This is a genomic window from Halorussus rarus, assembly GCF_003369835.1.
GTDB classification, from domain to species: Archaea; Halobacteriota; Halobacteria; order Halobacteriales; family Haladaptataceae; genus Halorussus; species Halorussus rarus.
The window spans coordinates 391,280-414,084 of sequence record NZ_QPMJ01000003.1; the positions used below are offsets into that span (position 1 = coordinate 391,280).

18 protein-coding genes and 2 tRNA genes are annotated in these 22,805 nt (G+C 70.7%); 8 read left to right on the plus strand and 12 right to left on the minus strand.

Features of this window, described 5'->3' with window-relative positions; all coding sequences use genetic code 11:
* Positions 1 to 3: 3 nt before the first annotated feature.
* Positions 4 to 909 (minus strand): phosphogluconate dehydrogenase (NAD(+)-dependent, decarboxylating), encoded by a 906-nt coding sequence (gene gnd / locus DVR07_RS18090; RefSeq protein ID WP_115798706.1) that lies wholly within the window; start codon positions 907 to 909, stop codon positions 4 to 6.
* A 40-nt stretch (positions 910 to 949) separates the two neighbouring features.
* Entirely contained in the window at positions 950 to 1,375 is a 426-nt protein-coding gene (locus DVR07_RS18095; protein WP_115798707.1) for a hypothetical protein, read from the minus strand.
* A 198-nt stretch (positions 1,376 to 1,573) separates the two neighbouring features.
* Between DVR07_RS18095 and DVR07_RS18100 the strand changes: the two genes are divergently transcribed.
* The 3 genes from DVR07_RS18100 (at position 1,574) to DVR07_RS18110 (ending at position 6,428) form a co-directional block, all read left to right on the plus strand.
* Positions 1,574 to 4,207, plus strand: a complete 2,634-nt coding sequence (locus DVR07_RS18100) for a valine--tRNA ligase (protein WP_115798708.1) — start codon at positions 1,574 to 1,576, stop codon at positions 4,205 to 4,207.
* A gap of 356 nt (positions 4,208 to 4,563) precedes the next feature.
* On the plus strand, positions 4,564 to 4,929 hold the full coding sequence (locus DVR07_RS18105) for a DUF7344 domain-containing protein (RefSeq protein ID WP_115798709.1): 366 nt from the start codon (positions 4,564 to 4,566) through the stop codon (positions 4,927 to 4,929).
* 401 nt (positions 4,930 to 5,330) lie between these two features.
* Positions 5,331 to 6,428 (plus strand): aminopeptidase, encoded by a 1,098-nt coding sequence (locus tag DVR07_RS18110; RefSeq protein ID WP_115798710.1) that lies wholly within the window; start codon positions 5,331 to 5,333, stop codon positions 6,426 to 6,428.
* Between the two features lie 681 nt (positions 6,429 to 7,109).
* Here DVR07_RS18110 and DVR07_RS18115 read toward each other — a convergent pair.
* Positions 7,110 to 7,289: a hypothetical protein gene (locus DVR07_RS18115; RefSeq protein ID WP_115798711.1), complete on the minus strand. Its 180-nt coding sequence runs from the start codon at positions 7,287 to 7,289 to the stop codon at positions 7,110 to 7,112.
* An 80-nt stretch (positions 7,290 to 7,369) separates the two neighbouring features.
* Here DVR07_RS18115 and DVR07_RS18120 point away from each other — a divergent pair, with 80 nt between their 5' ends.
* The gene (locus tag DVR07_RS18120) at positions 7,370 to 7,828 is read left to right on the plus strand and encodes a hypothetical protein (protein WP_205254563.1); all 459 of its coding nucleotides are present in this window, start codon (positions 7,370 to 7,372) and stop codon (positions 7,826 to 7,828) included.
* On the opposite strand, the gene DVR07_RS18125 is transcribed toward DVR07_RS18120, so the two are convergent.
* Both DVR07_RS18125 and cca read right to left on the minus strand, forming a co-directional pair.
* Positions 7,829 to 8,848, minus strand: a complete 1,020-nt coding sequence (locus DVR07_RS18125) for a matrixin family metalloprotease (protein ID WP_115798712.1) — start codon at positions 8,846 to 8,848, stop codon at positions 7,829 to 7,831.
* Between the two features lie 314 nt (positions 8,849 to 9,162).
* The gene (gene cca / locus DVR07_RS18130) at positions 9,163 to 10,575 is read right to left on the minus strand and encodes a CCA tRNA nucleotidyltransferase (RefSeq protein ID WP_115798713.1); all 1,413 of its coding nucleotides are present in this window, start codon (positions 10,573 to 10,575) and stop codon (positions 9,163 to 9,165) included.
* 208 nt (positions 10,576 to 10,783) lie between these two features.
* On the opposite strand from cca, the gene DVR07_RS18135 reads away from it, so the two are divergent.
* From DVR07_RS18135 to DVR07_RS18145, 3 genes are all read left to right on the plus strand, one after another.
* Positions 10,784 to 10,856 (plus strand) — tRNA-Asn (locus tag DVR07_RS18135).
* A gap of 365 nt (positions 10,857 to 11,221) precedes the next feature.
* A tRNA-Ile gene (locus tag DVR07_RS18140) sits at positions 11,222 to 11,296 on the plus strand.
* Positions 11,297 to 11,356: 60 nt separating this feature from the next.
* The gene (locus DVR07_RS18145; RefSeq protein ID WP_115798714.1) at positions 11,357 to 12,235 is read left to right on the plus strand and encodes a DUF6920 family protein; all 879 of its coding nucleotides are present in this window, start codon (positions 11,357 to 11,359) and stop codon (positions 12,233 to 12,235) included.
* A 6-nt stretch (positions 12,236 to 12,241) separates the two neighbouring features.
* Here DVR07_RS18145 and DVR07_RS18150 read toward each other — a convergent pair whose 3' ends face one another.
* The 3 genes from DVR07_RS18150 to DVR07_RS18160 form a co-directional block, all read right to left on the minus strand.
* Positions 12,242 to 15,922: a PAS domain S-box protein gene (locus DVR07_RS18150; RefSeq protein ID WP_115798715.1), complete on the minus strand. Its 3,681-nt coding sequence runs from the start codon at positions 15,920 to 15,922 to the stop codon at positions 12,242 to 12,244.
* 111 nt (positions 15,923 to 16,033) lie between these two features.
* A complete protein-coding gene (locus DVR07_RS18155; protein WP_115798716.1) occupies positions 16,034 to 16,513 on the minus strand; it encodes a FlaD/FlaE family flagellar protein in 480 nt (159 codons plus the stop codon).
* Positions 16,514 to 16,986: 473 nt separating this feature from the next.
* Positions 16,987 to 17,388, minus strand: a complete 402-nt coding sequence (locus DVR07_RS18160; RefSeq protein WP_115798717.1) for a hypothetical protein — start codon at positions 17,386 to 17,388, stop codon at positions 16,987 to 16,989.
* 133 nt (positions 17,389 to 17,521) lie between these two features.
* Here DVR07_RS18160 and DVR07_RS18165 point away from each other — a divergent pair, with 133 nt between their 5' ends.
* A complete protein-coding gene (locus DVR07_RS18165) occupies positions 17,522 to 17,695 on the plus strand; it encodes a YHS domain-containing protein (protein ID WP_115798718.1) in 174 nt (57 codons plus the stop codon).
* Positions 17,696 to 17,746: 51 nt separating this feature from the next.
* Here the strand turns inward: DVR07_RS18165 and DVR07_RS18170 are convergent, their stop codons facing one another.
* The 4 genes from DVR07_RS18170 to kdgK1 form a co-directional block, all read right to left on the minus strand.
* The gene (locus tag DVR07_RS18170; protein WP_115798719.1) at positions 17,747 to 18,763 is read right to left on the minus strand and encodes a DUF7282 domain-containing protein; all 1,017 of its coding nucleotides are present in this window, start codon (positions 18,761 to 18,763) and stop codon (positions 17,747 to 17,749) included.
* A gap of 68 nt (positions 18,764 to 18,831) precedes the next feature.
* Positions 18,832 to 20,244, minus strand: coding sequence for a dihydrolipoyl dehydrogenase family protein (locus tag DVR07_RS18175; RefSeq protein ID WP_115798720.1), 1,413 nt, complete (start codon positions 20,242 to 20,244; stop codon positions 18,832 to 18,834).
* Positions 20,245 to 20,336: 92 nt separating this feature from the next.
* Positions 20,337 to 21,665 (minus strand): PGF-CTERM sorting domain-containing protein, encoded by a 1,329-nt coding sequence (locus DVR07_RS18180; protein WP_162829624.1) that lies wholly within the window; start codon positions 21,663 to 21,665, stop codon positions 20,337 to 20,339.
* A gap of 131 nt (positions 21,666 to 21,796) precedes the next feature.
* A complete protein-coding gene (gene kdgK1 / locus DVR07_RS18185) occupies positions 21,797 to 22,750 on the minus strand; it encodes a bifunctional 2-dehydro-3-deoxygluconokinase/2-dehydro-3-deoxygalactonokinase (RefSeq protein WP_115798722.1) in 954 nt (317 codons plus the stop codon).
* Positions 22,751 to 22,805: the final 55 nt, after the last annotated feature.

Sequence of the window (22,805 nt, forward strand, 5' to 3'; positions counted from 1 at the left end):
CGACTACTCCTCGCGGCGCGCGACCTCGTGGCGACCGAACCCGTACCGCAGCCGGTTGGCCAGCCGGCGGGAGAACCGACCGTCCTCGCGGGCCCGGGAGCCGAACCGCTCGCCGAGCGCCTGGTAGATGAGCGGGACGGGCACCTCGCGTTCCAGCGCCTCCTGGACGGTCCACGTCCCGGTCGACCCGCCGGCGACGTAGTCGTCGACGTCGCCGAGGTCGGCGCCCTCCTCGCGGAACGCCTCCTCGCAGAGTTCGAGCAGCCACGACCGGATGACCGCGCCGTTGTTCCACGTCCGGGCGACCGTCTCGAGGTCGAGGTCGTACCGGCCCTCCGCGAGCAGCTCGAACCCCTCTCCGTAGGCCTGCATCAGCGCGTACTCGACGCCGTTGTGGACCATCTTGACGTAGTGCCCCGACCCCGCCGGCCCCATCCGGTCGTGGCCCATCGGGCCGGTGGCCACCGCGTCGAAGACGGGAGTCAGCTCCTCGTAGGCCCACTCGGGCCCGCCGACCATCAGCGAGAAGCCCAGTTCCGCGCCCGCGGGCCCGCCGGAGGTGCCGCAGTCGAGGTACGCCGCCGGGGTCGACTCGGCCCGGCGCACCGAGTCCTCGAAGTGGGAGTTGCCGCCGTCGACGACGACGTCCTCGTCGGTCAGGCGCGGCTCGAGGTCGTCGAGCGCGGCGTCGACCGCCTCTCCGGCGGGCACCATCAGCCAGATGCGCTTCTCGTCGCCCAGTCGCTCGGCGAGGTCGACCACCGAGTCTGCGGGGGTCGCGCCCGCCTCGGCGGCCGACGCGACGGCCTCCTCGTCGAGGTCGAAGGCCACCACGTCGTGGCCCGCGTCGAGCACCCGGTCGACGACGATGCGGCCCATCCGGCCCAGTCCGATGACGCCCAGTTGCATGGGGGAGCATCGAAGAGCGGGGGAGGTAGGGGTTGCGGTTCTACTCGCCCGGCTCCGCCGGTCGCGTCTCGTCGGGCAGGTAGTGCTCGTGCTGGCTGTAGACGTACCAGACGAGGACGACTCCGATGGCGGCGCCGACGACCGCCCGGCGGTTGCCGGTGACCGCTCGCAGCAGGTCCGCGAGGACGCCGAGCCCGTACAGTATCAGCGCGACGCCCCACGACCACGTCTCGAGGGTCCAGAGCCCGTAGAGTACCGTTAACTGCCCGATACTGAGTCCGGTGACGACGAGTCCGACCAGGGGCGCCGGGCCGAGCAGGCGGAGTCCGACGAGGAGCAGGAACAGGCCGGACAGTGCCCCGAGCGCGCAGATGATCTTGATACCGGTCGGTGCGGGGTCGGCCGCGCAGTCCCGGCAGAGTTCGGCCCCCTCGCGAGTGCTCGCGCCGCACTCCTTGCAGGGCATGAACAGTTCAACGACGCGATACGACTTCAGGTTACGGGGTGCAAACCGCTCCCCGCGCAGACGAGAACCTTTATCAGTACCCGTCCGTTCCTTCCTCGTATGAGGCTGACTGCGTCGGTAGTACGTTGAACTGTCCAGCGCTGCGGCGCGTCTTTCTCACAGAACTACCCTTCCGACAGAGTCAGCTCTAACGACATTATGACGGACGTTCCCGACAGCTACGACCCGGAGCGAGTCGAACCGAAGTGGCAGGAGGAGTGGCAGGGCTCCGAGATATACCACCCCGAGGGCGAGCCCGACTACGTCGTCGACACCCCGCCGCCGTACCCGACCGGCAAGCTCCACCTCGGCCACGCGCTGGGCTGGAGCTACATGGACTTCGCCGCCCGGTTCCACCGGCTGGTCGGCGACGAGGTGCTGTTCCCGCAGGGGTGGGACTGCCACGGGCTCCCGACCGAGGTGAAGGTCGAGGAGGAGCACGACATCCACCGCACCGAGATCTCCCGCGAGGAGTTCCGCGACCTCTGCGTCGACCTCTCGGAGCGCCGCATCGACAGCATGAAGGAGACGATGCGGTCGCTCGGGTTCTCCCAGGACTGGGAGGCCGAGTACCGAACGATGGACACTGACTACTGGGAGAAGACCCAGCGGTCGTTCGTCGAGATGGCGCAGGGCGACGAGGAGGAGAGTTACGTCTACCGCGACGAGCACCCCGTCAACTGGTGCCCGCGCTGCGAGACCGCCATCGCCGACGCCGAGGTCGAGAACATCGACCGCGAGGGGACGCTCCACTACGTCACCTTCCCCGGGGTCGACAACGACGACATCGAGATCGCCACGACGCGTCCCGAACTGCTGGCGGCCTGCGTCGGCATGGCGGTCGACCCCGACGACGAGCGCTACGCCGACCGGGTCGGCGAGACGTTCGAGGTCCCGCTGTTCGGCCAGGAGGTCGAACTCGTGGCCGACGACGACGTCGACGGCGACTTCGGGACCGGGGCGGTGATGATCTGCACGTTCGGCGACAAGCAGGACGTCGACTGGTGGGCCGAGCACGACCTCGACCTCCGGCCGGTGTTCACCGAGGACGGCCGGCTCAACGACCTCGCGGGCGAGTACGAGGGTCTGACCGTCGAGGAAGCGAAGGGAATCATCGCCGACGACCTCGAGGAGGAGGGCTACCTCGAGGACACCGAGCCCACCGAGCAGTCGGTCGGCGCCTGCTGGCGCTGCGACACGCCCATCGAGATCCTGAGCAAGGAGCAGTGGTTCGTCGAGGTCCGCCAGGACGAGATCTTAGAGAAGGCCCGGGAGGTCGAGTGGATCCCCGAGCACATGTACGACCGCCTGGAGGACTGGACCGAGGGGATGGAGTGGGACTGGGTCATCTCCCGCCAGCGCGTGTTCGCCACGCCCATCCCGGCGTGGTTCTGCGCGAACGACGACTGCGAGCACGTCCACGTCGCGAGCGTCGACGAACTGCCGCTCGACCCCACCGAGCGGGACCCGCAGGTCGGCGAGTGCCCCGAGTGCGGCGGGACCGACTGGGAGGGCGAGACCGACGTGATGGACACCTGGATGGACTCCTCGATCTCGCCGATGCACGTCCAGGGGTGGCCCGACGGGGAGTTTGCGCCGACGACGCTCCGCCAGCAGGGCCACGACATCATCCGGACGTGGGCGTTCTACACGCTCCTGCGGGTCACCGCGCTCGAGGACGAGATCCCGTGGGAGCAGGCGCTGGTCAACGGCATGGTGTTCGGCGAGGACGGCCACAAGATGAGCAAGTCCCGGGGCAACGCGGTCGGCCCCGAGGAGGCCATCGAGGAGTACAGCGCCGACTCGGTCCGGCAGGCGCTGGCGCTGGGCGGCCAGCCCGGCAGCGACATCCAGTTCCAGTGGAAGGAGGTCACCTCGGCGTCGCGGTTCCTCACCAAGTTCTGGAACATCTTCCAGTTCTCGGTCGAGCACTTCGACGAGGACACTCCCGACGTCGAGGCGCCGGCGTACCGCGACGCCGACAGGTGGATCCTCTCGAAGCTCTCGCGGACCGTCGACGCGGTCGAGGCCGACATGCGCGAGTACCGCTTCGACGCCGCGCTGCGAACCCTCAGGCAGTTCGTCTGGGAGGACCTGGCCGACGACTACCTCGAACTCGTGAAGGGTCGGCTCTACGAGGGTCGGCCCGGCGAGCGCAACGCCGCCCGCCACGCCCTCTACACCGCGGTCTCGGCGTCGGTCCGGATGCTCGCGCCGTTCTCGCCCCACTTCGCCGACGAGGTGTACAGCTACCTCCCCGGCACCGACGGGAGCGTCCACGCCGCCGCGTGGCCCGACGTCGCGTTCGAGGGCGACGAGGAGGCCGAGCGCAAGGGCGACCTCATCGCGGCGGTCGCCAGCGAGATCCGGGCCTGGAAGTCCGACGCCGGGATGGCGCTCAACGCCGACCTCGACCGCGTCGAGGTGTACTCCGACCAGGGCCGCGGGTGGGACACCTACGACCTGAGCGAGGCGGTCAACGCTCCGGTCTACCCCGAGGAGGGCCGACCGAGCGTCGAACTCGTCCCGGTGGGCGTCGACCCCGACCACAGCGTCATCGGCCCGCAGTTCCGCGACAGAGCGGGACAGGTCGTCGCCGCGTTAGAGTCGGCGGACTTCAACACGCTCAAGAACCAGAAGGAGATCGAGGGCGAGATCACGCTCGAGGTCGACGGCGAGGAGGTCGCCATCGACGGCGACGCCGTCGAGATCGAGGAGGAGTACCGCGCCGAGAGCGGCGAGGAGGTCGAGGTGCTGGAGACCGACGACGCGACGGTGCTCGTCTTCCCGTAGCGTCGCCGGTCGGTCACGGCCTGCTGTCGCCCCGGCGCAGCGCCGAATTCAGATACGGCGGGAGTTCGATGTCGTTTCGTTTCCGGGGGTGCGACGTCACGGTCCGTTCGTCCGGCACCGTCGAATCCGAACGGTGCGACGGCAGCGATGCGGAGCGAAACCGCGAGTAGGGATAGCGGAACCTGGGTCGACGATGGCTCCCCCGCCGTTCGTCTTTCTGCCGACGCAGTACCCGTGGTCCACTCGCGCTCCGTGTCGGCCAGTTCGCGGAAACGATTGGTTCACTCGGTTAATCAATACCCGGGCGGGCGTGAAAATCTCGTAAGGGTTTCCGTGTCCGGAGGTAAGTACACATCATGTCTGACGCTGATTCCGGAGTCGGTGGAAACGAACGCAACGCCGGACCGAACTTCGATGCGGCGGACGACTGCACGCTGAACCGGGCGTTCGACCTCCTTCGCGATCAACGGCGGCGCCACGCCCTGAAGACGCTGTACGCGACCGACGAGACGGTGCTGTCGATCGACGGTCTCGCCGACCGGGTGCTCGACCGGGACCCCGACGCCGTCGACCGCGACACCGTGCTGGTCGGACTCCACCACGACACCCTTCCGCGATTGGCGGACGCCGGCGTCGTCGACTTCGACTCGCGGACCGAGACCGTCCGGTATCGCGGAAGCGAACTGCTCGACGACGTTCTGACCGTCCTCGACGAGGAATGACACCGCAGACCGCGTTCGAGACCGACCTCCGGTTCGACCGCCCGTTCTGCGACGCGGAACTGCGGTCGGGAACGGCCGGGGCCTGAAGGAAGACGGACGCCGCCATCTCAGCGGTCACGACTTCCGGGAGCTCTCGGCGGCGTTCGCCGAGACGTACGGCGGCCGCGAGTGCCGGAACGACTACGGGTACGTCCACCCGGTCGACGCCGAGCAGAACGGCGGGTTCCGGCGTCCGAACTGCGGGTTCGACCACCGGCGCGCGTTCGCGAAGCGGTTCCTGTACTGGCGCATCGAGTTCCGGTGAACGCCCGCTCCCCGCGCCGTCGTCGCTCCGCGCCCTGTGCCGCCCCGGTCGTTCCGGAACCGTCGCAATTTTCACCGCGACGCGCCACCCGAGTAGCATGGACCAGCGAATCCACGAGCACGCCGCGGTGCTCGTCGACTGGAGCGCCCGCATCGAGGCCGGCGACGACGTGGTGCTGCGCGTCGACGAGGGCGCCCACGACCTCGCGGTCGCCGTGGCCGAGAAGTTGGGCGAGCGGGGCGCGAACTACCTCGCGACCTACGTCTCCGACGAGGTGGAGGCGGCGTTCGTGGGGAGCCACGAAGGCGACTTCGAACAGGACCCCGACTTCGAGGTGGCGATGCTCGAGCGCGCCGACGCGGTGCTGTCGCTCCGCGGGCAGACCAACACCGCCGCGAAGGCCGCCGCGCCGGGCGAACGCCGCTCGGCGTACAAGAAGTCCCGGACCCGCATCAAGGAGCTCCGGATGGACACCGACTGGGTCTCGACCGTCCATCCGACCCGCGCCCACGCCCAGGACGCCGGCATGGGCTACGAGGAGTACCGGGACTTCGTCTACGACGCCGTCCTGCGCGACTGGGAGAGCCTCGCCGACGAGATGGCTAACATGAAGGACCTGCTCGACGCGGGCAGCGAGGTCCGCCTGGTCAAGGAGGACACCGACCTCTCCATGTCCATCGCGGACCGGACGGCGGTCAACAGCGCCGCGTCGGTCGCCTACGACTCGCACAACCTCCCGAGCGGTGAGGTGTTCACCGCGCCGTACGACCCCGAGGGCGAGGTGTACTTCGACGTGCCGATGACCCACGACGGCGCCCGCATCCGGGACGTCCGCCTCACGTTCGAGGACGGCGAGGTCGTCGACTGGTCGGCGGAGGTCGGCGAGCAGGCCCTCGACGACGTCTTCGCCACCGACGAGGGCGCCCGCCGGCTCGGCGAACTCGGCATCGGGATGAACCGCGGCATCGACCGGTTCACCGACAGCATCCTCTTCGACGAGAAGATGGGCGACACGGTCCACCTCGCGGTCGGTCGGGCCTACTCGTCGTGTCTGCCCGAGGGCGAGGAGGGCAACCAGAGCGCGGTCCACGTCGACATGATCACGGACGTGAGCGAGGACTCGCGACTGGAGATCGACGGCGAGGTCGTCCAGCGGAACGGCCGGTTCCGGTGGGAGGACGGTTTCGAGGGCTAGCTATCCGCCTTTTGGTCCAGATTTTGCGAGTGAGCGAGGCGGGGGCGAAGCCCCGAGCCGAGCGAACGAGACAAAAGGTGGGTGCAGGTCGTCCAGCGGAACGGCCGGTTCCGGTGGGAGGACGGTTTCGAGGGCTAACGAGCGGACGGCTTCCGGGCTGATTCTCAGTCGGACGTCTCGTCGGTCAGGTCTCTGAGTCGCGCCACGCGCTTCTCGACCGGCGGATGGGTCGCGAGCGCGCGCTTCCGGAGACCGACCAGCGACGGACCGGTCGACCCGACCCGGTACTCCTCGTCGTCCGCGACGCTCGGCGTCGGTCGGGTCGCGGGCGTCGAACCGCCGGGTCACCAGCGAGTCCGCGCGCCGGAGCTCCCGGACCGAGAGCGCGAGGAAGCCGACGACGCCGAGGCAGCTGCCGACCAGCAGGCTGACCATCCAGGGGTTTGCGACGTCGGCCGCCGGCCGCGCGACGAACGTCGCGACCAGCACCACCCCGGTGACGACGGCCACGCAGAGCAGTCCGACCCCGACCGCCAGCAGGCCGAGTACGGCGGCGAGCATCCGGAACTGGAGGGCGAGACGCTGCACTGTCGTCGCAGCGTTGACACGCGGCCGGCCTAACGGCTCGTCTCTCGGGGTGGCGACCGTCCGGCCACGTCCCGTCGTCCGGCCGACCGTCCGTCAGTCGCCGCGGAGGGTGAACGCCACCGCGGCGGCGACGCAGACCAGCGCGAGGGCGAGCGCGACCGGGTCCGAGTCGCCGCCGAACCGCCACCCAAAGCCGACGTAGCCGACGACCGCGACGACCGCGGCGAGCGCGCCCAGCAGCGTGGCGGGCTTCGATTGGTTTCGCACGTCCATACGTCGACGTTCGGTTGGGGTTCTGAAAAGTCTGTGGTGCGATGGCGGTACTTTACCGTCTCGGGCGCCAACGCTCCGACGTGGACAGAGACGCCATCCTGGTCGGCGCGGGCGCGGACGCCGCCCTCGCCGCGCTCGCCGCGGCCGTGGAGCTCCCCGAGGGGGTACGCTGGCCCGCCTTCGCCGGCGTCCTGGCGGGCGGGTTCGTCGGCGGCTACCTCGCCGGCCGACTCGCCGCGGGACCGTGGCGGCGCCGAGTGGGTCACGGCCTGCTCGCCGGCCTCCTGGGCGGCGCGGCGCTGGCCGTCGCGGTCCGGTGGTCGTTCGAGCCCGGCGCTCCGTCGGGCGCGCTCTGGCCCGCCAACTACGTGCTGGCGACCGGCGCGCGGTGGCTCCCGCCGGGGGTCGCCGGCCGGTACGACGCGCTCATCGGGGCCGCGGCCGCGCTCGCCTACGGGGTCCTGTACGCGGCGGAGGGCGCGCTCGCGGCCGGGGCCGCGCCGGGCGGCGACGCGTCGACGGCCGCGGTCCGGGAGTGACTACGAGTCCCACCAGTCGCTCCGCCGCTCGTCGTAGGTCGCGCCCCGGAGCGGCGCGGGCCACTCCGAATCCTCCTGGAAGCCGAAGCCGTAGCCCAGCCAGTAGGCGACGTGCCAGCCCACCGCATCGGTGTCGATGCCGCCCACCGTGATGCGGAGGGTGTCGTAGCGCTCTAGCGCGCCGTCGCCGTCCGGGTCGACGCCCCGGACCCGGCCGCACGAGCCCGTGTCGCCGGTCCGGCAGGGCAGGTCGTCGTCGAGCGTCACCACCACCTCGGCGGCGCTCCGGTCGTCGACGAACTCGAACGAGACGTTCGCGGGGACGGTCCCGTCGGCGCCCCCGGCGTAGTAGTCGAGGGCGTGGCGGACCTGGGCGCGGGCCGCCGCCGCGTCTTCAGCCTCGCTCGCGTCGAGGTACACCGAGAAGTTGGCGTCCTCCCACGGCAGCCGACGCTCGGTGGCGTTGGGCCGCGGCAGCGAGGTCAGCGCCGACGAGGGCGCCATCACCGACCGGGGCTCGCTGGAGTGGTTCAGCCCGAGCGTGTGGCCGAGCTCGTGCTTCAGGATGAGCAGCGTCGACTCGTTGGAGTACGACCCCCGAACCTCGACGGACACCGGCCGGGAGATCTGCCCGCGGTGGGTGACGTACGGCGCGCAGCCCGCCGGGTCGGTGACGTTGGCGCACGACTCGATGCCGTCGACGAACTCGACGACCAGGTCGGGGTCCGACGCGTTGGGGTCGAGTTCGTAGTCGAGGGGGAACCCGGCGTAGCGCGTGCTGTTGTTCGCCCAGAAGTCGAGCGCGCGCTGCACGAGCGGCCGGAAGTTCCGCGACTCGTTGGCGGTGTTGTTGATCGCGACCGTCAGCTCCCGCTCCCCCCACGGATTCGGCCGATCCGGCGTCTCCCCCGGCGCGAACGCCCGCCGGTCCACCGAACCCCCGTCCGCCCCGTCGCGGGGCGCCACGGTGGCGCACCCCGCGAGCACGAGGAGGGCAGCGACGAACAGTGTTCGCCACATCGAAATCCACCACGACGTCGCGCCGTATCAAGGTTGGCGTCGGTTTCGTCGGGGTCGAGCGCCGGCGTCTCGCCGTAGGATTCGGTTAGCGATATAGGCTCCCGTAGCCGCTGCGGAACGCGCATCTTATCTCGAACTGACATCCGCTAAGGGGCCCCGACCGGTGCACACCCCCGGCTACGGAAGCCGTACGCGCTCTTAGCCCTCCACTACGCGGCCCAGCAGCCCTTGCTTTACGCCCGCTGCCGGTCCGACGACGACCCGGTGCGGGCGTCGGTCGGTCGGGCCCCGGTCGCGGCTGCGGTCGGAGCGGGTCACGGCCGGGGGTCGAAGTAGCCGGCGAGTTCGGCGCCGAACTCGCCCGCGAGCCCCGCGACCTCGTCGCCGACCAGCACGTCGTAGCCGTCTTCCAGCGCCGACTCGACCCTGACCCCCAGCGCCACGTCGCGGAGGGCGTCGCTCCGGAGGAAGTCCTCGGCGGTCTCGAACTCCCGGGCGCGCTCGACGACGTACCGGTCGCCGTCGACGAAGGGGCCGTACGCTTTCGGGCCGTCTGCGTCCTGCGACCGCGTCGCGGGGCTCGATGAGCCCCGCTCGTCGGCGTACTTCCCGTAGAACCCCTCGGCGTGCTGCCGGACGTGGACCGGCGGCCCCTCGTGGCGCTCGACCGCGGGGCGCTCGGCGACCTCGAGCTCGGCGAACAGGACCGCCGACTCGTCGGCGAAGGTCGTCGCGCGGAGCACGTCGAACCCCCGGCGGTCGAGTCCGTCCCAAATCCCGGCCAGCGACTTCCGGAGCTGGGGGTAGAGCTGGTCTTCCACGACGTCGGGGGCCTCGAACCGGACCGCGACCGGCGTCGTCCCGCGGGCTTCGACCTCTTCGCGCACCTCGTTCGCGGAGAGCGGCTCGGTCGGGTCGGGGAAGAACAGCTTCTCCCGCGGTTCCTCGAGCAGCTCGCGGGCGTAGTGCTGGAGGCGCGCGACGTTCTCGGCGGCGCAGACCGCCGCCACGTTGCGCTCGGGGTCGGTCGGGTCGACGACCACGAGGGGGTCGTCGAACTCGACCCGGCCGTGGTCCTCGGGGTCGAACCGGACCGGCGGGTGCCAGTCGTCGGCCGCGGCCGCGAGTACGTCCCGGACGCTACCGTACTCCAGGACCAGCAGTTCGGTCAGGTAGCCCGAGAACCCCCGGGTCCGGAGGTCGCTGCCGTACGCGCCGATGCCCTTGAGGAACTGTTTGAACAGCCGGACGTCGCCGGCGAGCTCGTCGTCCAGCCTGGCCGCGAGGTACTCGTTGTGGAACGGCGTCCGGTCGACCGCAGACCGGATGTCGGTCGCGGCGTCGAGCCGGTAGCACGGCACGAGGTCGACGTCGAAGCCGTCGTACTCGCCGGTAACGTAGGGGTGCTCGGCGTACTCCTCGCGGCCGCCCGGCAGGACGGCGTGGCCCACCGCCAGCCCGTAGGACTCCAGCTCCTCGCGGTCGACGTCGGCGGGGAACCGGACGAAGAGGTCGACGTCGCGGTCGCCGCTGATCCACGTCCCGCGGGCGGTGCTGCCGACCTGGATCGCGTCGGCGTCCACCGGCAGGTCCGCGACGGCCTCCTCGGCGCGCTCGGTCAGCGCCGCCGCGACTTCGCGCATCCGGGCGCGCTCGCGCTCGTCGGGGTCGATTCGCTCGCGCACCGCGGCCACCACCTCCTCGAACTCGTCGTCCTCGCCGGTCATCGACCGGAGATTCTCGGCCCTCGGCCGAAAACGTGTCGTCTCGCCCGCCGGGCGGAGTCCGGCCCTGCGCCGACCGGTGAGCATCGAGCCTCCGGCGGTCGCCGGCGACGCGAATCGCCCGCCCGCACCGTGGGAACGCATCACGGCGTCCGGTCCAAAGCGAAAGCCCTATCAAATGACTCTCGCATATGCACGAATGCAGCGGGATGCCGTCGTAGCTCAGCTGGTAGAGCGCCACGCTGTTAACGTGGTGGTCCCAGGTTCGAGTCCTGGCGACGGCGCTTTCTCTCGGCGAGCAACGACGACGAGTGGAACGGGTCGTCCGCGACCCGTGTGAACGCAACCTCGCCAGACTCGGGTAGGCCAGTCGCACGCCCGGGAAGCGAACGCAGTGAGCGACCCGGACCGTCTGGACGTTCGCAGGTGAGCAGCGCGAACCTGCGAGCAGGGAGGTGCTTTGCTCCGACCGCGTGTTCGAGTCCTGGCGACGGTCGAAAATCGCGAAGCGATTTTCGAGCCAATCGGAACGGTCCGCGTTCTGAGGACGTCGCTTACTCTTGGGGAACTCACCGTATAATGAAGCGACGATTCCACTATCCCGCAAAACGATAGGCTAAAAGGGCGGGACGGGAAACGTCTTGGTGTCGGGCCCTTAGCTCAGTCTGGTGAGAGCGCTCGGCTCATAACCGAGTGGTCGATGGTTCGAATCCGTCAGGGCCCACTTCTACCGACACGACCGACGAGCGGTGCGTTCTTTGAAACAGCGGTCCACTCCTCTACCATGAGACGAAACGCCGCCCTGAAACTCCTCGGCGCGCTCGGCGCCGGGGCCGCCGCGGTTCGCGTCGCCGAGTTCCGCCGCGACCGAACGGTAGCTCGCCGGGTGGACGACCTGCTCTCGGCCGCCGACCGCCGCTCCGGGGAAACCTTCTCCGCGGACGACCTCGACGGACTCCCCGACCCCGTCCGGCGGTACTTCGAGACCGTCCTCGACGAGGGCCAGCCGTCCGTCCGGTCGGTCCGGTTGGAGCAGCGCGGCGAGTTCCGCCTCGGCGGCGCGACGGGGTCGTGGAAACCGCTCGCGGCCACCCAGCACTTCACCGTCGACCCGCCGGGGTTCGTCTGGGACGCCGAGATCGAGCTGTTCCCGCTGGTCTCGACCCGGGTCGTCGACGCCTACGCCGCCGGCGAAGGGTCGCTGCGGGCCACCGTGCTCGGGGCGATTCCGGTCGCCGAGGCCGAGCCGAGTCCCGCACTGAACGAGGGCGAACTGCTTCGGTATCTGGCCGAGGCGGTCTGGTTCCCGACGGCCCTGCTGCCGGGGCGGGGCGTGACCTGGGAGGCCGTCGACGACCGGTCGGCCAGGGCGACAGTTACCGACCGCGGGACGACCGCGTCGCTGGTCTTCCGCTTCGACGACCGAAATCGGGTCGAGCGCGTCCACGCGGAGGGGCGCTACCGGGCGGAGGACGACGCCTTCGTCCCGTGGACCGGCTACTTCCGCGACTACCGGGAGCGCAACGGGATGGAGATTCCGACCGCCGCCGAGGTGGAGTGGAACCTGCCCGAGGGCGATTCGAGCTACTGGCGCGCGAGCGTGACCGAAATCGACCACCGGACCGGTCGCGGGGACGCCGATTTCGACGGCGACCGCGAGTGACCGACCTCACTCCTCGACCACGTCGACGTCCGTGAACTCGAACCGCGCGCCGCCCGACTCGCTCTCGGTGATTTCGCAGTCCCAGCCGTGGGCCCGCACCAGCTGCTCGACCACCGCGAGGCCGAACCCGATGCCGACGTTGCTGGTCGAGTAACCCGGCTCGAACACCTCCTCGCGTTCGTCCTCGGGGATGCCCGGGCCGTCGTCCTCGACGTAGAACCCGCCTTCCAGGTCGCCGATTCGGACCGTGACGCCGGGGCCGCCGTGCTCCGCCGAGTTCCGGTAGAGGTTCTCGAGGAGCTGGCGGAGCCGGGAGGGGTCGGTCCGGAGCCGGCGGTCGGTCTCGACGACGAGGCTGCCGTCGGGGTCGAGGTCGTCCCACCACTCGCGGGCCTTCTCGCCGAGGTCGACGACCTCCGTGCCGTCGACCGACGCGCCCCGGCGGGTGACCACCAGCAGGGTCTCTATCATCTCCTCGATGCGGTCGAGCGCCCGCTCGACCTCCTCGAACGCCGACCCGTCGTCGTCCTCGTCGACCGCCGCCGTCACGCCCATGTCGAGGTATATCTGGGCGATCTCCAGCGGATTGCGGAGCTCGTGGGCCAGCATGCTGGCGAACGCGTCGAGGCGCTCGTTCTGGGCCTCGAGCCTGCGCTCGTGCTCGCGGCGCTCCTGTTCGCGCTCGACACGGTCGAGCGCGGCCTCGGCGGTCGCGGCCAGCAGGTCGGCCAGCTCCTGCTCCCGGGCTCCGAACGCGTCGACCGCCTCGGAGACGACCGCCAGCACGCCGTGGTCGCCCAGCGGGATCCAGACGCCGCTCCGGAGCGGGGTGTCGTCGCGGTACGGGGCGTCGGTCTCCGCGACGTCGTCGTAGGCGACGGTCTCGCCGTCGGCGAACGCCCGCCACGTGATGGCGTCGTCGCCCGGTCCGAACGTCGGCATCTCGCCGAAGATGTCGGCGACGTGGTCCGAGACCGCGGCCGGTTCGAGCGCCTCGGCCTCGCCGTCGTAGAGGTAGATGCCTGCGCCGGAGATGCCCAGCACGTCGGTCGTGGTCCGGAGCACCGACTCGGCGACCGCGTCGGCGGTCTCGAGCCCGAGCAGCTCGCGGCTCGACTCGTGGAGCGCGGTCAGCGTCTGCTCGAATCGCTTGCGCTCGGTGACGTCCCGGACGACGCCGGTCCGGGCGACCGACTCGTCGTCGTACCGGTACGGCCCGAACCGGGTCTCGACCGGAACGATGCCGCCGTCCTTCGTCCGGAGATCGAACTCTATCGCCGCGCTTCCGAGGTCGTCGGCGACCGACTCGCTCATTTCGGCGGCCCGCTCGTTTATCTCGTCGCTGTGGACGGCCGACGCGTGCTCGCCAAGCAGCTCCTCGCGGTCCCAGCCGGTCAGCTCGCACAACGAGTCGTTGACCATCACGAACCGCTCGTCGGGGTCGAGCGCGTACACGCCGTCCTCGACCGTCTCGACGATGGTCTCGTACTGTTCGAGCTGGTGCTGGCGCCGCCGCCGGCGGACCGCGGTGTAGAGGATGTGGGCGATGCTCTGGACGAACTGGACCTCGTAGTCGGCGTACTCCCGGCGCTCGGTCGCGTGGGTCTCGATGATGCCCCACGGGTCGGCGGGCGAGCCGATGATGCTGCTGACGCCGCTTATCATCCCGCGCTCGGCCTTCAGGTCGGGGTAGGCGAACCGGTCCTCGCTCTCGAAATCCTCGACCACGACCGGCTCGGCCGACAGCAGGGTGTAGCCGGCCTGCGAGCCCCGCTCGGTGTCGAACGCGACCTCGCCGACCACATCGTCGTCCCAGCCGTACCCCGCCCGGAGCAGCAGGTCGTCGGCGTCGCGCCGCAGCTCCAGCACCTTGCCGTACTCCTGGTCGAGCGTCTCGGCCACCAGCTCGGCCGCCTCGTCCATCAGGTCGTCGAGCGGTCGGTCCTCGAGCGCGTGACGCGAGAATTTCGAGACCGCCTCCTGCTGGTCGATGCGGTCGCGGAGCTCGGTCTCGCGGCGCTTCTGGTCGGTCACGTCCCGGACCACGCCGATGTGCTCGCGACCGCCGTCGGTCGGTCTGGTGACGAACCGGGCCTCCGCCGGGAACGTCTCCCCGTCGGCGGTCAGCACGTCGACCTCGACGGTGGTCGACGTCCGGTCGCCCGCGACCTGCTCCTCGATGAGTTCGTCGACGTCGCTCCGGAGCTCCTCGCGGTCGTCGACGACCTCCCACACCGACCGGCCGAGGAGGTCCTCGCGCGCGTAGCCCAGCATGTCGGCCAGCGCGGAGTTGGCCATCGTGAACTGCATCTCGTCGTCGAGGATGTAGATGCCGTCGTCGGTCGTCTCGACGATGGTCTCGTAGCGTTCGAGCTGCTGCTGGCGGGCCCTGCGCTCGGTCACGTCCCGGAAGTACACCGACAGGCCGCTCTCGGAGGGGTAGGCCCGTACCTCGAACCACGTCGACAGCGGCGGGTAGTACTCCACGAACGAGACCGGCTCCTGGGTCTCCATCGCCCGCTCGTACTCGCGCTGGAACGTGGTGCCGACCGCCTCGGAGAACACGTCCCAGATGCTATCGCCGACGATCTCGGACTCGTCGAGCCGGAGGAGCTCCCCGGCCTCCTCGTTGACGTAGGTGACGTTCCAGTCGTCGTCGAGCGCGAAGAAGGCGTCGGCGATGCGGGTGAACACCTCCGAGAGCTCGGTCTCGAGCTCCTCGCGGCGGCGCTCGAGCGCGTGCTGGCTCTCCTTGAGCTCGGTGACGTCCTCGGCCGCGGTGACGACCCGCTCGACCTCGCCGTCGGTCTCGACCGGGGTCGCGCTGACCGAGAGGTGGACCCGCCGCCCCGACGGTCGCTCGACGACGAACTCCTCGTTGTAGACGGGCTCGCCGGTCTCGACGACGCGGCCGACCGGCATCTCGTCCTTCGAGAGGCGCTCGCCGTCGGCGTCGTAGACCCGCGACTCTCCGGCGTCGTCGTCCGCGTCGGTCGCGTCGTAGGGCAGTCGGTCGGCGCCGACTCCGAGCTGTTCGGTCGCCCGCTCGTTGGCCCGGAGCAGTTCGCCGTCGGCGTCCCGGACCGCGAGCGCGATGGGACTGGTGTCGAATATCTCCTCGATCAGCGCCCCGTCCTCCTCGCGGCGGCGCGCGCCCGACCCGTCGCGGTCGCTCGACTCGTCACCGTCGGGCGCCTCGCGCAGGAAGGCGGTGAACAGCGACCGGCCGTCGCTCCCGTGGGCCGCTCCGGAGACCGCGACCCGCTTCTCCGAGCCGTCGGCGGTCAGCACCGTCATCTCGCGGTCCGCGTCGGCGGTCGCCGTCTCGTCGGCCGGCGGGCGCTCGCCGTCGGTCGCCATCTCGTCGGGCGGGCGTTCGCCGGCGCTCCGCGCCCCGTCGGGCCGGGCGCCGCCCTCGGCGCGAGCGCGGCCGACGAACCACTCGCGGTACCGGTCGCGGTGGCGCTCGGGCGCGACCGCCTCGACGGGTCGGCCCCGGAGCGTCGCCGGGTCGTAGCCCAGCAGGTCCGCGACCGCCGGGTTGGCGTAGACGACGGTCCCGTCGGCGTCGACGGTGAGGACCGCGTCGCTCGCGGCCGCGACCATTCCCTCGAAGAACTGCTCGCCGACGTCTGCGCTCGGGGACTCCCGGTCGCCGCCGGACGGCTGTCCGCTGTGGCCTCTCATACCCAGTCTCTCGTTTCCGTTGCCCGTTCTACAGACTGCCGGAACAATAGTGTCACGCTTGGAATCGGGCGGTGATTAGACTGTCGACGCGCGGCGTCGGGACCGCTCGGCTCACACCGAGGCCAGCCGCGCGACGTACACCAGGCTCAGGACGTGGTCGTCGACGTCGAGGTCGGCCGGGCCGGGCTTGTCGGGGTCGAAGCTCTCGACCTCGGAGAACCCCCGCATGTACTCCCGGAGGTCGTCGCGGACCCGCTCGGTGATCCAGCCGACCTCCTCGTAGTACGCCAGGGCGTTGCCGGTGTTCTCGAAGCCGGCCTTGTTGATGAGCAGGTCGAGCCACTCGAAGACGACGACCTCCGTGCTGTACCGGTCGGGCAGCGCCTCCAGGTAGGGCTTCTCGGGCAGCGCGCCCGCGGCCGAGAACTGGCTCTGGAGCCGGACGAGCTCGTCGCGCTCGCTGTGGCGCAACACCTCCTCGGGCGACGCGGGCAGGTCCGCGCCGTCGTCGAACACCGCGGGGGTCTCGCGGTCCGGGTCCGCGAGGCGACGCAGGTCGCTCAGGTCGTAATTTTCGGTCGTCGTCGGCATGGTACTCAGTTACTTCGCTTAACTCACACCGACCATTTAAGTTTTCTTGCCAGTCGGACGACGCCGCGACAGTTCCGAAATCCCTCGTTCGTCGGCATTTTGGGCGAAATCGTCGGATCACGTGTCGGGAAAGGGACCGGTGGACTGGCGAGGGCGAGACGGTAGTTTCCGGTCCGGCGCGCACTGGCGCGGCGCTCTTGTGCGCCGCGCCCATGCGTGCGAGGTCTTCGGGAACGAAGTGACCGAAGGCTCGTCGGAGCTTGCTTCCGACGGTGGACGAGGAGCGCAGGCCACAGGCCGAGCACCGCAGGAGGCTGGGGAGGAACGAGGCTCTCGCGGTCGCTGTGCGGGGCGGTAGTCACAGGTGACGGCAGTAGCTAGCTCCCTGGTAGTAACAGATTCAGTGGCGGCGGCTCACCAAGCAGCATCGAAGAGAGCCCGAATCACCACCGGAAAACGGCGAAGAAAACGCTTCAGCTCCGGCGCTTCCGGACGACCGCCACGAGGCTGACCACCGCGGTCGCCAGCCCCAGCGCGCTGGCGACCTTGCGCTTGGCGCCGCCGCTCTCGTCGCCGCCGATCTCGGGTTCGGGGCCGTGGTCGTACTCCTCGTCGCTCTCGAACTCGTCGAAGTCGGTCTGCTCGCTCCCGCCGCTCTTGAGCTTCCAGGCGAGCAGGGCGACGCCGGCTGCGACCGCGAGCAGGCCGACCAGCTTGCCCTTGCCGCCGCCCGACGACGCCGATTCGTCTGCCGACGTCGACCCCTCGCTCGACGTCGACTCGTCGGCCGACTGCGTGCCGGCCGGGGTCCGGTCCGGGTACTGGTACTCCTCGACGAGCGCGGGCTTCTCCAGATTTATCTCCAGGATTGCCATAACATGACGTTCGGCGCACAGCTACGAATAGGTTGCGGCTGGCTCCCCCGCTGTATCTTTCTCGCGCGGAGCGCTCGAACCGCCGCCGTCCCCGGCCCCAATCCTTTCGACGCGGGTCGACGTACCCCCGGCGATGGCACAGTGCGCGGTCTGCGGCGCCGACGTCGAGAAGGCCAATCCCGGGGAGAGCGACTACCGCGACGAGGCGTTCGCGGCGGCCCAGGTCGAGTACGAGGGCGAGACCTACCAGTTCTGCAGCGAGGAGCACCGCCGGGCGTTCGAGGACGACCCCGACGAGTACGCCTGAGCCACCGCGGTTCGGGTCGTCGACCGCGCCGCGACCGGGCGGCGCGGACCGCTACTCGCCGATCTTCACGAACCCCATGTCGACGACCGCCTGACCGGCAGCGACGTACGGGCCGTCGTCCTCGCCGCCGCTCTCGACGAAGTCGTACTCCTCGTTCCCGTCCGTGTCCCGGTGGGGCATCGGCACGAGCGGCGGCGCGGGCGGGAACTCGACGCCCGCGACCGCGCTCGGGTCGTCGAGTTCGACCTCGACCGCGTCGTGTGCCCCCGGCTCGAGGTACTCCGAGACGCCGACGACGCTCTCCAGGGCCTCGCCCCGGAGCAGGCGGACGTCGTGGAGCGCGACGAACCCGCCGTCAGAGAGCACGACGTCCTCGACGGTGACCGCGTCGTCCTCGACGGCCTGGTTCTCGAAGTCCAGCGCTGCGAACGGCGCCGCGCCTCCGTCCGACGCCTCGCCGACGGTCGCGAACCCGAGGTCGACGACCGGGAGTTCGGCGCGCAGGTACTGCGGGTCCTGCTCGGCCTCGCTCGTGACGAACTCGTACTGCTGATTGTCGTTCGTGTCGCGGTGGGGCATCGCGATGAGCGGCGTGGTTCCCTCGAGCTGCGACCGCTCGAACGACCGGCCGGGCACGTCGAACAGCGTCGCCGGCACCTCCCGGTGGATGCCGGGCTCGAGGTATTCCGAGATGCCCACCACGCTCTCCAGCGGTTTCGCCTCGAAGAGGCTGGTGTCGTGGAACGTCACCCATCCGCCCGCGGAGACCGTCGTCGAGCCGACCGTGACGTCGGTCCCGTCGGTGTACTGGTTCCCGAACTCGACGGTCGCGAACGCCTCGGCGTCGCTCGACTGCCGGTCGCCCCCGTCGCCCGTGGCTGCGGCGCTCGCGCCCGGCACGCCGAGCGCGCCCGCGACGAACGACGCCGCGAGGAACTGTCGGCGCGAGGGCGCGGACCGGAGGCCGCTGGTTTCGGTGTCGGAGTCGCAACTTCCGGTGGCGGCGTCGCCACCGGCGGTGTCGGTTCCGGAGCCTGTGCGTCGGTCGGTCGCGCGTCGTTTTACCATTCCCACTCCCCCCGTAGAGTGGCGACCCGCGAGCACGTATTTCCGGGGCCGAACGCGTTCGGGGCGGACTACTCCAGTTCGGCCGTCGCCTCCCGGAACAGCCCGTCCAGAATCTCCGGCGTCGTCGGGTGGAACGCCCGGTCGGGCACGTCGCGCACGTCCATCCCGGTCTCGACGACGACCTGCATCGTCTTGGCCATCACGTCGGCGTGGTAGTGCAGCCCCTGATAGCCAAGGACCGTCCCGTCGTCGGCGTCGACGACCAGCTTCGCCAGCCCGCCGGGCACCGCCTTGGTCGCGAACACGCCGTCGCTGCTCGCCTCGCGGACGACCGCCACGTAGTCGCGGTCCTCGGCCGCCAGCGCCGACTCGGAGGCGCCGACGCGGGCGTAGGGGTAGACCCCGAGCCCCGAGAACACGACGTGGTGGTGGACGTTGCGGTAGGGTTCGAGCTCCTCGCCGTCGCGGTGCCGGAGCACGTTCTCGGCCGCGAGCGCGCCCTGCTCCTTGGCGACGTGGAGGATGGGTTCGCGGCCGTTAGCGTCGCCCGCCACGAAGACGCGCTCGGCGCCGCGGGCCCGCATCGTGTCCCGGACCCACGCCCGACCCGGGTCGAGCGACGTGTTCTCGAGTCCGAGGTCGTCGACCGCGGGTCGGCGTCCGGTGAACAGGAACAGCTCGTCGGCCTCGACGGTCTCGCGCCGCCCGCCGGGCGCTCCGCCGCGCTTCACGTGGAGGCGCACGCCGCCCTCGCCAGTCGCCTCGACCGACTGCTCGCGGGTGTTCGTCAGCACGTCGACGTCGAACTCCTCGCGGTAGATGTCGAGCAGCGCCGCCCGGAACACATCGTCGGCCTCGTCCAGCGGGTAGTCGTCGTGCTCGACGACGGTGACGTCCATCTCGGCGGCCTCGCTGAGGTACGGCACCAGTTCGAGGCCGACGTAGCCGAACCCCATCACGACCCCCGAGTCGGGGAACTCGGTCGCGTCGAGCACCTCGTCGCTCGTCGAGTAGTCGACCTCTCCCAGACCGGGCAGGTCGGGCACGGTGACGGTCGACCCGGTCGCGACGACGACGTAGTCGGCCTCGATCTCGCGGTCGCCGACCGCCACGGTGGTGTCGTCGACGAACCGGGCGCGCCGCCGGACCAGCTCGACGCCGTCGCGGTCGGCCAGCTTCCGGACCGCCGCCCGGCGGTGCTCCGCGAAGTTCTCGACGTGGTCGTCCTTGGTCGCCACGACCGCCTCGAGGTCCACGTCCGGGACGCCCTCGACCCGGCGGTCGTGGCGGGCCTGGAACCGGTGCTCGCCGGCCGAGAGCACCTCCTTCGAGGGCATGCACCCCCGGAGGATGCAGAGCCCGCCGCCGGGCTCGCCGTCGTCGACGAGCGTCAGCCTCACGTCCGGCTCGTCGACCAGCTCTCGCGCCGCCGCGACGCCGGCGCTGCCGTAGGCTCCGATGACAACGACGTGCGTGGTCATGACAGGACAGAGCACGCCCGGCGGACTTAGTCGTTCGCCCCGGGGCACGCCCGGCCGCGAGAAGAAGCGGCGGTCGTCGGAACGGCTCTCGGCTACCGAAGCCGCGCCAGCAGGGCCGCCCCGACCAGCGCGACGACGGCGGCCGTCGCGGTGAAGCCGGGCACGCCCGCGCCGTTGTCGGCCGTCTCGTCGGCGGCGGTCGTGGTGGTCGTTTCACCGGTCGCGCCGTCGCCGTTGGTCGACTCATCGGCGGGGGTCGTGGTCTCCGCGCCGGTACCGTCACCGGTCGTCGTCTCTGCAGTCGTCGACGTCCCGTCGTCGCCGGCGTCGGTCGTCGTCTCGTCCTCCGAGGCCGACTGCATCGAGACCGTGCGCTCGGAGAAGTGGTTGACCGCGACCAGCACGTCGGCGCTGGCGTCCGCGCCGCCCGCGCTCTCGACCACGTAGCGCGACCGGTCGCTGCCGACCGCGCTCTCGAGTTGGGTGTAGGTCCGGGCCTCGACCGCGGCCTCGCCGTCGACCCTGACCTCGAGGTCCTCGGTGGCGTTCAGCGCCCGCTCGGAGACGCTGGTGACCAGGACGGTCCCCTCGTGGGTCGTCCGGTTCACGGTGAGCGCGACCGTCCCTTCGGCGGTCTCGGCGGCTTCGACGGTGGTGTTCGCGCCGTAGCTCACGGTGTCGACGACGACCTGTCCGGTCTCGTCGGCGTCGTCGCTCGCGCTCTCGACCATCACGTGGGCCTCGGCCCTCGCCTCCCCTTCGGCGATGAGGGTCTCCTGCTTCTCGTCGCCGTCGTCCCTGCCGTCGGGGTACGCCCGGAAGACGAGTCGGCCGTTCTCGCCGAGATCCGCGGACACGTCGCCGTCGTCGTTGACGGTGACGTTGCCCTCGCCGACGACGAGGAAGGTGCCCTCGGTCCCGTTCGCGGTGGTCACCTCGACCCGCGCGTCGCTCTCGGCCGACGCCTCGGCGTCCGCCGAGAGGTTGGCGACCGCGTAGTCGGACTCGTCGCCCGCGGCGACCACGAGGACGCCGTTCCCGTTGTCGTGGGCGGTGATTGTCGCGCCGGCGTCGCCCTCGGCGCCGGCCCGGACGCGGGCCTCGGTCGCGGTCGTCGCGCCGAGGCTGAGCCCGGCGCCCTCGATGCGGGTCACGGCCGACAGCGAGGCTCCGAGGTCGACGAGGCCGCCGCTCCCGGTCTCGCTCGCGGACTGGACCTTCAGGGAGGTCAGCATCGTCTCGCCGTCGACAGCGTAGTCGGTCACGGCGCGCTCCCCGGCGTCGAACGAGACGTGGGTCCCGGCGTACGCTTCGCCGGACGCCTGTTCCGCGGTTTCGGCGGCGATTCCGGCTGTGGCGGTCGCCGGAGAGACACTCGCTGTTACCACGAGCATCAGTAGGGCGGTAGCTACTCGTTTCATGGCACTCGGCGCTGATTCAGGGCTCCGTTATACGTCTTCTGGCCTCCTCGAAATCGCCCGACAGGACGCCGAACGTTCGGTCAGCCGAGTGGTGCTCGGACGGCGGCGTCGCCCGCCGCCCGCTTCTCCCGTCACCGCGATATCTCGCCGCCCTCCTCGGCCAGCACGGCCTCGACCTCCTCGCGGGTGACGACCGCCACGTCGCCCGGAATCGTGCGCTTGAGCGCGGCGGTCGCCGACCCGTACTCCAGCGCGGCCGCCACGCCGTCGCCCGCGAGCCGGCGGGCGAGGAACGCCCCGAGGAAGGCGTCGCCGGTGCCGATGGGGTCGAGCGTGTCGGTCTCGATGGCGGGTTGCTCGTACGTCTCGCCGTCGTGGCGGGCCAGCGCGCCGTCCTCGCCGCGGGTCACGACGACCGTCTCGAAGTCGAACTCTTCGGCTAGCCCCGCGGCGATCTCCCCGGCGTCGCCCTCGCGGCCCAGCACCTTCCGGGCGTCGCGCTCGGCGACCATCAGCAGGTCCACGTCGGGGAACAGCGCCTCCAGGGTCTCGCGGGCCTCCGCTGGCTCCCAGAGCTTCGACCGGTAGTTCACGTCGAAGCTGGTCGCGGTGCCCGCGTCTCCGGCGGCCGCGAGCAGGTCGGCCGTGGTCGACTCCAGGGTCGGAGAAAGGGCGGGCGTGATGCCCGACGTGTGGAACGCCTCGGCCTCCCGGATGCGGTCGACGGGCAGTTCGTCGGTCTCGGCGGTCGTGACCGCCGCGCCCGTCCGGTCGTAGATGACGTTGGTCCCGCGGGGCTTCCCGCCGTACTCCAGGTAGTAGGTGCCCTGGCGGCCCTCGTCGCTCCACGCCACGTCGGTCTCGACACCGTGGCGCCGCAGTCCCGACACCACGCGCCGGCCCAGCGGCGAGTCGGGCAGCTTCGAGGTCCAGGCCGCGTCCGCGCCGAGCCGGGCGGCCGCGACCGCGACGTTGCTCTCGGCGCCCGCCGCCCGGAACTCCAGGTCGTGGGCGGTCTCGAGCCGCTCGCCGTCGGGCGGCGAGAGCCGCAGCATCGTCTCGCCGAAGGTCACGAGGTCGGTCATACGTCGTCCGTCGCGGGCGCGGGCCATAATTTACTCGATTCCGGAGACGATTTTC